The sequence below is a fragment of the Paraburkholderia fungorum genome, assembly GCF_900099835.1.
GTDB lineage: Bacteria > Pseudomonadota > Gammaproteobacteria > Burkholderiales > Burkholderiaceae > Paraburkholderia > Paraburkholderia fungorum_A.
The window spans coordinates 317,179-330,051 of sequence record NZ_FNKP01000004.1; the positions used below are offsets into that span (position 1 = coordinate 317,179).

Genomic DNA, 12,873 nt, shown 5'->3' on the forward strand with positions numbered 1-12,873 from the left:
TCAGAACATTGCAACCCGTGTTGGGTATCCCGCGCGTCTTGCTGAGCGATTGAATATGGCGCCGCCCGAACTCGATCGGCATCTTGTCGAAAACGCCTTCAGCGAAGCACAGATGCTTGATATCGAAAGGCCATAGCTGAATCTCTTTACTCGTACCGCTTAAGCGGTCGCATTCCACACCCTTGCGGGGCAGCCCGCTCGGGATGCGCCGCGCTTACGCTGGAGCACTTTAATGAGTCTTGAATCAAACACCGACCGCTTGCCCGGTTCACAACGCAACGCGCATGTCGACGAAGGGTTGTTGATCCGCGTCGGCATTCCTCATAGTGGCGGCAAGTTGGCCTTTCACGCCTTCAACGAGGGGTTCGCCGGCACGGTCTCGGCCTCGGCTTTCTGGAAGCCAAAAGCGGGGCGTTTCCGCATTCCCGAAACGACCGATTTGACGGAGATTGATTTTGCTCTGGACAGCGCCGGTTTCACCGCGATGAGGCAATTTCAATCAAAGGGGCGGCAGGCCGGAATCGCCGGCATCTATCCCTGGACGATGGAACAGTTTGTTGAGCTCGCCTCGTTCGCCGGATCGGCGTGGGTAGCACAGCCGGACCTCTGCTGCGAGCCCGAGCTGGCAGCTGATCAGCCTGCGATCGACTATCGGGTGCGAGCGACAGCGACGCTGCTTGAAGGGATGTTACGTGTCGTTTATACGTGGCAAGACGAACTGATGCGGACAATGAGCGCAAATGCTGTACAGAACCTGGTCCGTATCCCAGTACCAGTGGTGCAGGGCTGGTCGGTTGACGATTACCGGCGCAGCATCGACCTGATGTTACAGGTGTGGGAGCGCTGGGCGCCGTGGATAGCACCGCCCTCACTGATCGGCCTGGGCTCCGTATGCCGTCGGCATCTCACGGACCCGAATCACGGCCTTTATGCGATTCTGGAAGGGCTGGAAGGGCGCTTGCCGCCGGGTGCGCGTCTACACCTGTTCGGCGTCAAAGGAACCGCTCTGGAGCGGGTGAAGATGTATGAATGGGTGGCGAGCGTCGACTCAATGGCCTACGATTTCTCCGCACGTATTGCAGCCCGGAAATCAGGTCATCCGAACACACTCGCACATCGCTCCATGCAGATGGATCGGTGGATGGAGTCCGCAATGCGGCGCGCAGTTCCCGCGTGCGGCGATCAGTTCCGTCTGAATTTCCATGCCTGATCCTGTTACCTGTCAAAAAGCCCGCGCGTCCTCTGACGCACGGGCTTTTTTTCCCTGACAGAATGCCAGTTCGCCCCTCACAGTGCAGGTTCGTGAAGGCTGTTAATCAGTTCGCTGGGGCACCCGCGAAGACTTTGAGAAGATCGCTCCGCAATTCTGAAACGTCCATTTCGGTGCGCGCGCGTGTCAGGCCGACATACAGCAGGCGCTTCTCTTCATCGGTCATTGTTGTGCGCCCATCATCGCCAGTCTTAAAACGGAAGTCGCCCGACACCTTGACGCGGTCCCATTCCAGGCCTTTCGCGCGGTGAATGGTCGAGACCACGTAGTCCGCCTCGCTCTCCGGTGTGACGCGCGATAGCAGCTGGCGCAAATAGGCTGTGCCTTCGCGATCGATGATCTGCACGACAGGCAGAAGGTCCCGACCGGCCAGGCTGCTAGCGTAGTCCTGGACGTCCTGCCATGACTCAAACAACGCGAGCGAAGCGGGCGTGAACGTCCGCTGGCCTCGCATCAGTCTGTCTGCGCCGTCGGCAAACGCAAGAATCTCGTCAATGTTTGCGCGGACAGCGACCTTGCGGCCAGCCATCAATCCGTTGGCCAGTGCGCCTACCACCGTCACGTTCTTCCTGCACAGCACTGCATCAAAGCGGCGTGCAGAATCCGCGTCTTCGTAGAATGTGGATGCGATACCCGCCTGGCCCCGAAGCGGCGTACGCTCCCCGAGCAGATTCAATATGCGCGAAGCAAGGGCTGCGAAGTGCTGGCCGAAGCGGAACGACTCGGTGAGCGCGCACTCGCGGGCCCTGATCACCTCCATGGCGTTGACCGCTCCTCGCCATTCGTAGATCTGCTGGTACGGGTCTCCCACGTAGATGATCTGCGCATTTTTCTGAAACCGGAGAACTGACAGCATGAGGCCGTCACTATCCTGTGCCTCATCGAGAAGAATGAAGTCCGCACCGATCTGCGGCCGCGAGCGTTCCCACAACTTTAGATAGACATCGGGGGTGATGGCGGTCTTGCCTTGCGGCGCAATACTTTCGCCCCAATGCTTTGCAACGTGAGGTAAGAGCGTGGCGCGCAACTCGTCGGCCGCCTCCTCGGTCACCAGCTCGTCGATGACGATGTGGCGGGTGTCAGGCTCCGACTGGGCCGAACGGCAGAAGCGTGCTGCTCCGTCCGCTACCAGTCGACCGACCTGAAACGCTGACAGTTCAATCGTTTTTCCGATAATGGTCGGCACGCGCAGTGGTCCCAGACCATACCGGCCGGCAAGCATATGCGGAGGTTCTTTCGGAAGGTTCAGCCTTGCGGTGAGTGCGCGATCGGCCGCGGCGTATGCCACCGAATGCACCGTCCTGCAGGACACATTGCCCGGGAATTTACGCTTGGCGTCGGCCGCAATATCCTTGTTGAACGCAAGGTACTGACCGCGCTTACGCGCCATCCTGTCCGCGATCATACGAAGGGTCGACGTCTTGCCAGTACCTGCATAGGCCTTGATTTTCACCGTCTCGCCTGCGTCGACGGCCTCAAGGACGGTCATTTGTTCCGGCGTGGGTGTAATTGCTTGCATCGCCTGTTGTCTGTGAATTGGATGTCCCAGCTTAGCGTTCGCTGTGCTAAGTCAAGGGGCTCAGACCAGTCTGCCTGTTCGACCGACTGTGGGGCGATGCAAAGCCGCACAAACTGGTGGTCCTTTCGCTGACGACGCCAGCGACCCGTGGGCCACCGGCGCAGGATGCCTTACTTCAGGGCGTCGGCAATGTCTTGCGGGACCGGCATTGGCGTCGCGTGGATAGTACTGACGCGTGCGCTGCCGGCGAGCGCCGCTGCGGACCTGACGGAGATTCTCTCCTGCAGCATCCCGCCGGCGGTCGCCACGTGCGTTGAGTCGAAGGGGTTTCCTCGGGCGATGTAGTCTTCAATGTCGACCTCGATCGCGAACATGCTGCCTGTTCCGTCGCTTTCTACGACCAGCCGGATGAAATTAACCGGAACGCCTCTGAGGTCATGCTCAAAAATCCGGTTGAGGATGCTGTCCCGCGCGATGGACGAGGTGAGGGGACTCTGATCGCTCTGACCCGTATGATCGATGTGGACAATAGCCAGCCGATCCTGCCCATCGTTTAGGGCGATCCGGTACCGGGTTACGGAAGGGCGGCCTGTCTCGTCGGCAAAGACGAAGTGATTAAAGGGAGTGTGATATGGCATGCAATCTCCGTGAGTGAGGTCGTGCCAGTTCGGCTGAACCGGCAAAACCACGCTACGGATCGGACGACCAAGTCAAGACACCGTGGCCGGCTGAATCGTTGCGCGCAAACGGATCACGGTTCGTTGACTCGAGAGTCCAAGAAAGGCGCGTACCTCGTCGTTGGAGCGTCCCGCGAGTAGGTGGCGTCGCGCGAAGGTATTGCGCAGGACGCGCGGACTCATGTCTGGCGCGTGAAAGCCGATCGCGACAAGTGCATCGCGCACGATCGCGCCGAGAAGTACGTCGTTGACGGCTTTATCAGTCGTCCCGGGCGCTGGGAAAATAAGGGCATCATCTGAAGCAGCACGCAATCGCTGCCACGCGGCCAGCGCTGGAGTTGAAAAGGGCGGTAGCGCCACGGTGCGCTCGAGCCGGTACCCGCGCTTCGGCACGCGCAGGTATGGGCGCACATTGTCGAGGACGAGGTCGTGCGGCACGGCGGATCGCAACTCTGCCGCCGTAATGCCGCTACCCAGAAAAAGAGCAACGATCGCGTGGTTACGGATCAGCCGGTTGTCGTCGCCAGCCACGGACTGAACGTAACCTTGAAGCGCAGCGTCGCCTGCAGGATCAAGGTAAAGGGGGACTGGGTCATCCTCTGGCCACGACGCGGCCACGATAAAAGGTGCCACCGGATTGCTGCTCCTTATGCCGAGTTCGAGCAGGTGACGGCACAGGCGGTCCAGAAGTTTGACGTAACGCAGGCGGGTGGTGGTGCCGGGCGAACAGTGATTGTCGACGTCTCCGAAAAACGACTCCAGATGATCAGAGCCAAAATGAGCCAGTGACGTGCGTGATAGCGCCAGGTGTCGCAGGAAGCGCTCGAACATCGCAGTGTGCTGGACAATCGAGCGGGCTGCAAAGGGTCGCCGGTTCGCTCCCGCAGCCTCGGTTGACTGCCAGTTCGAGTACGCAGCAGAGGGGTCGATGCTCTAGAGCGATCGGTTATCTGTGTCCATCGCATCTTATATACTGAATTGGCGTTAAATTTCCACCCCGCGAATCTTCGATTCGCAATTCTGCCTCTAAAAACAGGGCAGTTGGACTGCCGCACGCCACCGCAGAGCCTTCCCGGCTCGGCCAACAGCGGTCAGTCGTGAATTGCTTCAGAATACTGGCTGATGAAGCAAATCCACGTTTTGTACAACCGCAATTCGCTGGGGCTACAAATGGTTAATTCGTCTGCTATTGCGACTGTCTTTTCTGTCTATGCGGCTGCTGTCGTCATACCCGGGCCGAACTTCGTCGCGATCACCCAGAAGGCGGTAGCCGGCAGACGCTCCGATGCGCTCGCGCTTGTCGCCGGAATCGTTACGGTGAATCTGTTCTGGGCCACTTGTGCCATCCTTGGTATCGGAATGGTGTTCGCTATTTTGCCGTGGCTCGCTGTTGGCATTAGGCTTGTTGGCGCGGCCTATCTGATCTGGTTCGGGCTGCGGCTCGTTGTATCGGTATGGGCGCCCCCCACAGGAGCAACTCAGCCAACGAAGGCGCCTCCGTCTCGTAGCGCGTTCTTACAAGGTATCGCGACAAATATCGCGAACCCGAAGTCCATCGCCTTTTATGCGGCGGTGTTTTCCTCAGCCGTGCCCACGCACGTTTCCATGCCGACGTTCTTCGCGGTGCTTGCTACTGTCGGTGCAACAGCGACGTGCTGGTACGGAGCGGTCGCGCTCGTTCTATCGCACGCGGCGATTGCGACGGCGTATCGTCGCGCGAAGGCATGGATCGTCCTCACATGTGGAGGGCTCATGATTGCGCTGGGAATTCGACAGGCATTTCGTTAGCAAAGCGCCCGGCGGAGCCTATCTGAACTGCCGCTATGTCTCTGCTCGACCGTGCCTTGCGGGGTCGGGCTACGCCGGCCGCATAGCTGTTGAGACCGGCGAGAGATCGCGGTCTACGTCGGGCCGGACTCGGCCAGGAGCCGATGGTCGAGGTCGCCATCCAATTCGCGTAGTCGAGATCTGGTCTGCTATCGCTCAATGGCTGCTTTCGGGCGAGTGGATTGCTGGTTGCATTGCCTTGATGCGGTCAGAAGCGGTCAGTCGACAGCGTCGACCGAACGAAAGACGTACTCTCATACGCAAGGGAGCGGAATGCCATCGCACACGGACTGTGGGGCTCGCGCAAAACCGAGTACGAAATTGTATACCGCATGCCTGTGTCTGCACTCTCAAGCATCATCGTCGAGGCACCACACAGACCGATTACGACACCGATGCACTGTTGCATTCATTCAAAAATGACATAACAACGTTGACCGTAGATGATCTTGAACGAATCGAGCAGAAAGGGAGAGACCTTCTGAGCCGTGTAATGAGCGAAACGACAAAGAAAGGTGTATTCACGAGCGCGCACGACCTGGCTGCCTAAATAGTTCAACCTGCTCTTCGGTCGCCTGCTTGGGATTCGGTGGAATAATGTTCACGGGTATGACAACTTCGCAGTCTACCGGCTCCCTATCTGCCAGTCTTAATTCCGCAACACTGTTCCCAAGCACGTGGCAAAAGAACGTTGCGTAGGCACGAACATCCGCTTCATTTGGGTGGTTCTGCGGCGACTCACAAAGGGCGCCGCGTCGAGCTGGGTATGAGCGCGGCCGTGTCGGAAGTCGAGTACGAACGGAAGAGCAATTCTCATGCGGTCGTTAAGAAGGATGACGCGCACGGAGCCCTCCCCGAAAGCATCGACGCGCATCGTCAACGCTTCTAGCCCCGTTATAGGCCCGTCAGGCCATAATCCAATAGAAACTTGCTGGCCATCTAGCTCGCCAAGTGTTTGAGGAGTGCCGCCTGCTTCCAGCAACGTCTGTGTTTCTGCACGTATAAGTTCGAGCCTTGGCCCCAACCGATTTCGGTGCGCATAGGTTTCACGGTAAGCGCCCGGTCATCTCATCTTGAGTTGCGCTGAAAGTCGTGGGAGCATCGTGTGCACTTAAATAGGTGGACACGTGAACACTATTGAAGAAGGAGTAGTGCCTGGCCGTCGACGACGCCGGCGCTACAGTATCGAGTTCAAGGCTCAGGTTGTGGCAGCTTGCCAGGGGCCGGGGGTGTCGCTCGCGGCTATCGCGTTGCACCACAAGCTGAACGCCAATCTGCTTCGACGCTGGGTCGAGCAGGCCGAAACGAACGATTGTGTGCTTGTGGCCCGTAGCGACCTGACAGCGCCCCCATCAGCGGCGCGGACACCGACACCGGAATTTGTACCGCTGCCACTTGAGATGCGAAACACGCGTACAGCTGAGATTCGCGTCGAGGTGCGTCGCGCGGACCTGTCGATAACGGTGAGCTGGCCAACCTCAGAGGCAGCGCAATGCGCCGCCTGGCTGCGCGAGTGGCTCGCATGATCCGTATTGATCAGGTGTGGCTGGCAGTTGACCCGCTGGACATGCGGGCCGGATTCGATACGGCACTGGGTCGGGTGATCAACGTGTTCGGCGCCGCGCATCCACACCATGCGTACCTGTTCGCCAACCGGCGGGCCAACCGCCTGAAGGTCCTGGTTCACGATGGGATTGGCATCTGGCTGGCCGCGCGACGGCTGAATGAGGGCCAATTCGTCTGGCCGCGCGCCGGTAGCGAGCCCAGGCAATACGCGCTCACGCAGGAACAGCTCGAAGGTCTGGTAGTGGGTTTGCCGTGGCAGCGCATCGGCGCGAACGGTGTGATCCGTGTCATTTGAAGACGCCAGGGACGTAAACAGTCGCGCTTTCGCGCTCTCCGGGGTTCTGGCAGACTCGTCTGCATGGACCTGCCAGCCGACCTCAATGCTCTTAGCCCGGAACAGTTGCGTGCGCTCGCCACACAATTGATTGCGCGCGTCGAAGACAGGGACCGGGAGATCGAGGAGAAGACCCGCGAGGTCGGTGAGAAAGAGCGGGAGCTACGCTACCGGCAGACCCGGATCGACCAGTTGACCCACGAGATATCGATTCTCAGACGTTATCAGTTCGGCAAGCGCAGCGAGCAGGTCAGCCGCGATCAGATGAATCTGCTGGATGAGGCGATTGACGCGGATCTCGCCGCCATTGAAGTTGAGCTCGAGCAACTTCAGCCACAAGACACCACCGGGCCGCTACCCCAACAGCCGAAGCGTGCCGCGCTGCCGGCGCAATTGCCACGCACAGAGATTCGCCACGAACCGCAGAGCACCGTATGCCAGTGTGGCTGCGAGCGAGTGCGCATCGGCGAAGACATCAGCGAGAAGCTGGACTACACGCCGGGCGTGTTCACCGTGGAGCGGCATATCCGTGGGAAGTGGGTGTGCAGACACTGCGAAACACTGATTCAGGCTGCGGTGCCAGCGCACGTCATCGACAAGGGCATCCCGACCGCGGGACTGCTGGCGTCAGTGCTGGTTGCCAAGTACGCCGACCACCTTCCGCTGTACCGTCAGGAGCAGATCTTTGGGCGAGCAGGCGTCGCGATTCCGCGCTCGACATTGGGCGCATGGGTCGGCACGTGCGGCGTGCAGCTAGAACCGCTGGTCGACGCGCTGCACCAGGAAATCCTGCAGCAGGGTGTGCTGCATGCGGATGAGACGCCGGTACAGATGCTCAGTCCGGGCAAAGGCAAGACACATCGCGCGTATCTGTGGGCATATACGCCGACGCATTACAGTGAACTGCGCGCCGTGGTCTACGACTTCGCCGACAGCCGTGCAGGCGAACATGCCCGCGCGTTCCTCGCTGGCTGGCAAGGCAAACTGGTATGCGACGACTACAGTGGGTACAAGGCTGGATTCCAGCAGGGCATCACTGAAATCGGATGTGCGGCGCACGCGAGACGCAAGTTCTTCGATCTGCACACTAATCACAGCAGTCAGATCGCCGCGCAGGCGCTGCCGTTCTTCGCTGCGCTTTACGACATCGAGCGTGATGCCGTAACACTGCAAGCTGAGGAACGCTACACCCTCCGGCAAAGTCGGGCCAAACCGGTTTGCGACGCACTTCACGAATGGATGACGGCGCAGCGCAAGCTGGTGTCGGAAGGCTCGGCAATTGCCAAAGCGCTGGATTACAGTCTTAAACGATGGGATGCGCTGACCCGCTATCTCGATGATGGTCACGTGCCTATCGACAATAACTGGGTTGAGAACCAGATACGCCCTTGGGCTATTGGCAGGTCGAACTGGTTGTTCGCTGGTTCACTTCGAGCCGGAAAACGAGCCGCAGCCATCATGAGTCTGCTACGTTCAGCGCAACTGAATGGGCACGAACCACACGCCTATCTGAAAGACGTCCTCACACAGCTGCCAACCCACAGGGCCAGCGATATCGCGACATTACTGCCTCATCGCTGGCAACCAGCGGACCCTGTTCGATAATTCAATTCGTCAAGGCGGGTTTGCCGGTCGCTTACGTTTCACGATCGTCCTCAATATGCAATTCGGGGGAAATGTAATGCCGCGCAAGTGCCTCCATGATGCAAAGGCCGCTGGATATACGACGGCGGTCTACAGGCACGTCTGGATCGACAATCTCTCCATTCAAACTTGCGTGAGCGACAACGCAACGTCCACTTTCATAGAGATGATCGCCGACATCTAGGCCATTGGCCAGGAGCTCGGCGATTCGTGTAACAACTCTCTTGTCAGTCAGATTGACGAGGTTCGCGTTAATCCATTGTCTCTTGGTTCTGTCATTCGCAAATTGCGACTCAATAACGTTACGAAAACTTAAAAAAGAGTAGTTATCATGAATGCGGCGAAGGCGACTTCCTTCGCGGTAAAACGCCAAAGCTTCCGAAGGCACTGATTGCCGGATTGTCGGTGATCTGACCGGCCTGATCCACCGACCCCTTGTGGCCGACTCTCGCCTCATACATCTGGCATGCAACCGCTCAACGTCGTAGGGCTGCGATTTGCCTCACGTGACCCGTTACGGACGATCGCTGTACCCCGTCGCTGCCAATCAACGCCATCGCTGAAACGCTCACTCTAATTGTGCCCGCACAGGAACCACGAGTCCGGGAAGTCCCAGATTTCGTGATCGCCCTGAATGCCACGGTCAAGCCGGATCTCGATTTTGTTGTCGACAACGGTCTCGACATATCCATGTTCCCGAACATCACCTTGCGGTGTCGTGGCATTCAAACAGACCTCTGCACCGACCTTCCGGATTCGCGGCATATCGATCGCCTGCTTTTGCGTGAACGCTTTCTTTGTGGCTTGTGCTTGAGTAGCCGCTTTCTCTTTGGCCGCTTCGGCGGAAATGTACTGGCCGTCATACGGTACGAGCTCATCAACGACTGTCTGATTGGGATCAGAGCGCAATGACACGAGAATTTTGCCTTTCTCAAGGATATATCGATTACCACCGAGAGCGACGAACCGATACCCCTTCGTCAGCGGCCGAACTCCAAGTTCGAACGTGTGCAGTCCCGGCTTCACCACAAACTTCGGAGCGGCAAGACCTTGAACCTTGCCATCGATATAACCGATAAAAGCGCTGCAGGAGGGCGTTCCAGGCTCACAGCGGTAAGGTCCGTCTGCGACGCCAGAGACAATAAATGCATAGTCGCCATATTGTTCGGGAGGAATCGACGTGCCGCACGCTGAGAGAGCAGCAGAGGCGAGAAGTGAAATTGCAAGTTGTTTAGTTCTTTTCACAATGATTATTTATTCGGTTTGCTCTGGGACAGAGTTGGTCCCCATCCCTGATGATGACTAGCTGCGCGTGCAGGTTGCAGTCCTTGTCCGTCCGGAATTCGCGAGCTGTCACTACGTTATGACTGGTTTGCTCGCCAAGGTCGTGCCGCATGGTCGGCGATCTCGGGGCGCCGTCGAACGTCCCGAAAATTCAGAGGGCTGAACGAGCACTTTGCATTTTTCATTAATTCCCCGTGCGTTTTAGACTATTAGATGCTGGATTGGATTTCGCGCGGGACCGGATTTTACGGGGAAAACCTTTCGTTGGTATTGCGGCACGAGGCGTCGTCGCTGACGGTCTGAAACTGGATAGGGAAGCGGACGGTCGCGCGCCTCGACCAGGCGGCCGAAAGTAGCCGACGCTTGTTTCATGCGATGAGCATAACCAGCGAGCGCGTCAAAAGAGGAGCAGTCCCAGAGCCGGCACGTCGTGCGGCTTAATGCGACGAAAACGGAACGATGTCCGATGCGGGAGGATGGCCGAATAAGGTTTGTCTTCAGAGACTCGAATAGCGTTCGTTCGACGCAGTGATCATCTGAGATGTGGCGGAGTCACCAGAAGTCTTGACCTTCAATCTGTTGCGGTAAGACATGGTCAGACGTGGCGATGACGGTGGCTGAAACCCACGATCATGCTCGTAACTTCCTGTGGCGGTTCGAGGGTCGGCAAATGCGCGGTCCCTGATATTTGTCGGAACGTCCCGCGGGCTACGCCAGCCGCGACGTAACGACTTCGCTCCTGAATGCCAGATAGGTCCAAGTCGCCACACGTCACCAACGTCGGCACTGATAGTTCGCCCAACCTGCCGTAAGCGATAGGTGCATCAGTGTTCGTGCCCGTCGGCGGCAAACCGAGAGCGATAACGTTCATCTCGTCAAATAGTTTGCGAGCTTCCCCCGTCACGCGGCCCTCAAGTTGAAACGGACCATCAAGCCAGAGAGTCTTTCGAATCGCGATGGCCTCTTCAATATCATTCGCCGCCTCAGCCACCGCCAAACGGGTGACTAAATCTTCAACATGCGCTGCATGAGTCATTTTCGGTGCGCCTGTCACACTAGGCGCGATCAGAACGAGACCGCGAACATACGAGGGATACCTGAGAGCTGCGTCGAGTGCAATGCCTCCGCCCTGAGAACAGGCAACGAGTATTGCAGGGACTCCGCCTGCGACCGATTCGAGAACGGCGATCAAATCTTCAACGGCAGAGTGGTCCTCTGCATCGGCAACTGTTTCGCCAAATCCACGTCGATCATAGGCGATAGTTTGGTGGCTAACGCCCATGTCGCGCATCTGCTGGACCCACATCCGGCGGTCCGCGACCCGGGCGTGCAAAAATACAATCGGTTCTCCGCTTCCGATGACGTCCGTCGCCAACGTGGCACGACCCGAAGTGGTTAGAAGGGTTTCCATCGCGACCCGTCCTATGCCTGGGAATGTGCATAGTACACGTTGCGTTGACTTGGAGTCTTCGCCGCTGAATGGCCGCTTTGCAAGAAACCGAGAGACCGCAACGGGTCGGGCCGAGTCCGTCCGCTCTTCAAACTCATCGCCGGAGAGCGGTCATTGGAATTCATCTGCCTGGAAGCGGCCGCTTGCCAATGCGTCTTCCCGACCCACAACGGACCTTCACCTCTCCTTTAAACGGACACACAATTGCTTTCGGCTCATTGTCATTGCGGCTATCGCGGGCAATCCAAAAAATGCCGCATCAAACACCAGCCTTGCCCGAGCACGGTTTTATTTTGAAACGCAGTATCGAGCCAGTCGACACCGGCCGGACCATTTTCTTACCGTCGGATCATCGAAGCGACGAAATTCATTGTGTCTTTATCAATTTTTTTGAAATCGACACCGTACTCTTTGTTGATAACTGCTTTTATTTCGTACCCCTCCCCGAAGGCGTGCTCCAAGCCATAGGAACGACTCCATTCCCCCGGATCGCTAACGACAACTGGATTATGGTGTTCGTCGTAGAACAGATAATGTCTGATTGTTACGGTCTCTCTCGGAACATGTTCGATGAACACCCGGTAGCCATCTTGTTCAGGCAGTTCCTTCAGGTTAGCGTGTCGCCCACTGAGAATATCTGTCGCTAATGTTCCGTAGGGTGGACGTGTACGCACGATCAGAAAAACACTGCGTGCCTGCGTACCGGAATAGTCCGGGTGAGGAAAACCCGGGAAATCTGTCGACAGGGTGAAAAAATCGAGGCCAACTGTTGGCCTCAAAGCGGATGGGATTGCAAATTCGATGTTGCCTCCTCCCAGTCTAGGTACGGAGGCGTCGATCGTATCGGAAGATGCGCCTAGCGTAATACCTGACATCACCACCAGAGCGGAAGAAAATATCAGCGCCGACAAATTATTCGATTTGGTTAGGCCAATCATCGTCTTGACATCCTTTATGAATGGCGGATGAATGCTCGCGCGCAAACTGGCTACTTTGGAAAGCGCGAGAACCTGAGATCGCTGCCGGTGCGAGCCCAGCGTTTAAATGTCGACGATGTGAACGTCTATGTTGAATGGCAGCTGCCGGCCGAGGCTGAGTAAAAACGAACGCAGAACGCCTCGAACGAGAAAACTACCGTTCAATTCACATGGCCTCGATCCAAATCGGTTCGGCGGGGTGGTGCTCTTGAATTACGGCAACGGCGCACGCCATTTCCCCTGCGTCTCCCGCGCGAGCATGGCCCGCAAAATTTGTGACGAGTGCTCCTGTAGAGCGAAGCAGCGCAGTTTCTTTCTCAGTTAG

The 12,873-nt window shown here is 57.7% G+C and carries 12 protein-coding genes; 5 read left to right on the top strand and 7 right to left on the bottom strand.

Annotated features, from left to right (window positions below; genetic code table 11):
• The first annotated feature begins 232 nt into the window (after positions 1–232).
• Entirely contained in the window at positions 233–1,210 is a 978-nt protein-coding gene (locus tag BLS41_RS37125; RefSeq protein ID WP_074774452.1) for a deazapurine DNA modification protein DpdA family protein, read from the top strand.
• Positions 1,211–1,316: 106 nt separating this feature from the next.
• Here the strand turns inward: BLS41_RS37125 and BLS41_RS37130 are convergent, their stop codons facing one another.
• The 3 genes from BLS41_RS37130 to BLS41_RS37140 all read right to left on the bottom strand — a co-directional run bounded on the left by BLS41_RS37130 (position 1,317) and on the right by BLS41_RS37140 (position 4,297).
• Positions 1,317–2,789, bottom strand: a complete 1,473-nt coding sequence (locus BLS41_RS37130; RefSeq protein WP_074774455.1) for a 3'-5' exonuclease — start codon at positions 2,787–2,789, stop codon at positions 1,317–1,319.
• A 170-nt stretch (positions 2,790–2,959) separates the two neighbouring features.
• Positions 2,960–3,427, bottom strand: coding sequence for a hypothetical protein (locus BLS41_RS37135; RefSeq protein ID WP_074774458.1), 468 nt, complete (start codon positions 3,425–3,427; stop codon positions 2,960–2,962).
• Between the two features lie 72 nt (positions 3,428–3,499).
• Positions 3,500–4,297, bottom strand: coding sequence for a tyrosine-type recombinase/integrase (locus tag BLS41_RS37140; protein WP_253189932.1), 798 nt, complete (start codon positions 4,295–4,297; stop codon positions 3,500–3,502).
• Between the two features lie 339 nt (positions 4,298–4,636).
• Between BLS41_RS37140 and BLS41_RS37145 the strand changes: the two genes are divergently transcribed.
• From BLS41_RS37145 to tnpC, 4 genes are all read left to right on the top strand, one after another.
• Positions 4,637–5,254, top strand: coding sequence for a LysE family translocator (locus BLS41_RS37145; RefSeq protein WP_074774954.1), 618 nt, complete (start codon positions 4,637–4,639; stop codon positions 5,252–5,254).
• 1,190 nt (positions 5,255–6,444) lie between these two features.
• Positions 6,445–6,819, top strand: a complete 375-nt coding sequence (gene tnpA, locus BLS41_RS37150) for an IS66-like element accessory protein TnpA (RefSeq protein ID WP_083379920.1) — start codon at positions 6,445–6,447, stop codon at positions 6,817–6,819.
• Entirely contained in the window at positions 6,816–7,154 is a 339-nt protein-coding gene (tnpB, locus tag BLS41_RS37155) for an IS66 family insertion sequence element accessory protein TnpB (protein ID WP_074762618.1), read from the top strand. Before tnpA ends, tnpB begins: the two co-directional genes overlap by 4 nt.
• 63 nt (positions 7,155–7,217) lie before the next feature.
• Positions 7,218–8,798: an IS66 family transposase gene (tnpC, locus tag BLS41_RS37160; protein ID WP_074762619.1), complete on the top strand. Its 1,581-nt coding sequence runs from the start codon at positions 7,218–7,220 to the stop codon at positions 8,796–8,798.
• 31 nt (positions 8,799–8,829) lie between these two features.
• Here the strand turns inward: tnpC and mauJ are convergent, their stop codons facing one another.
• The 4 genes from mauJ to BLS41_RS38825 all read right to left on the bottom strand — a co-directional run bounded on the left by mauJ (position 8,830) and on the right by BLS41_RS38825 (position 12,509).
• A complete protein-coding gene (mauJ, locus tag BLS41_RS38820) occupies positions 8,830–9,225 on the bottom strand; it encodes a methylamine utilization protein MauJ (protein WP_143026504.1) in 396 nt (131 codons plus the stop codon).
• 185 nt (positions 9,226–9,410) lie between these two features.
• Entirely contained in the window at positions 9,411–10,082 is a 672-nt protein-coding gene (locus BLS41_RS37165; protein ID WP_143026505.1) for a hypothetical protein, read from the bottom strand.
• A gap of 634 nt (positions 10,083–10,716) precedes the next feature.
• Complete coding sequence (locus BLS41_RS37170) at positions 10,717–11,532, bottom strand: alpha/beta fold hydrolase (RefSeq protein WP_074774467.1); 816 nt, start codon at positions 11,530–11,532, stop codon at positions 10,717–10,719.
• A gap of 377 nt (positions 11,533–11,909) precedes the next feature.
• On the bottom strand, positions 11,910–12,509 hold the full coding sequence (locus BLS41_RS38825; protein WP_143026506.1) for a hypothetical protein: 600 nt from the start codon (positions 12,507–12,509) through the stop codon (positions 11,910–11,912).
• Positions 12,510–12,873 lie beyond the last annotated feature (364 nt).

Coding starts and splice junctions, on each gene's coding strand:
- tnpB (WP_074762618.1), top strand. CDS start 6,816: ATGATCCGTATTGATCAGGTGTGGCTGGCAGTTGACCCGCTGGACATG.
- BLS41_RS37125 (WP_074774452.1), top strand. CDS start 233: ATGAGTCTTGAATCAAACACCGACCGCTTGCCCGGTTCACAACGCAAC.
- BLS41_RS37135 (WP_074774458.1), bottom strand. CDS start 3,427: ATGCCATATCACACTCCCTTTAATCACTTCGTCTTTGCCGACGAGACA.
- BLS41_RS37130 (WP_074774455.1), bottom strand. CDS start 2,789: ATGCAAGCAATTACACCCACGCCGGAACAAATGACCGTCCTTGAGGCC.
- tnpC (WP_074762619.1), top strand. CDS start 7,218: ATGGACCTGCCAGCCGACCTCAATGCTCTTAGCCCGGAACAGTTGCGT.
- BLS41_RS37140 (WP_253189932.1), bottom strand. CDS start 4,297: ATGTTCGAGCGCTTCCTGCGACACCTGGCGCTATCACGCACGTCACTG.
- BLS41_RS37145 (WP_074774954.1), top strand. CDS start 4,637: ATGGTTAATTCGTCTGCTATTGCGACTGTCTTTTCTGTCTATGCGGCT.
- BLS41_RS38825 (WP_143026506.1), bottom strand. CDS start 12,509: ATGATTGGCCTAACCAAATCGAATAATTTGTCGGCGCTGATATTTTCT.
- BLS41_RS37170 (WP_074774467.1), bottom strand. CDS start 11,532: ATGGAAACCCTTCTAACCACTTCGGGTCGTGCCACGTTGGCGACGGAC.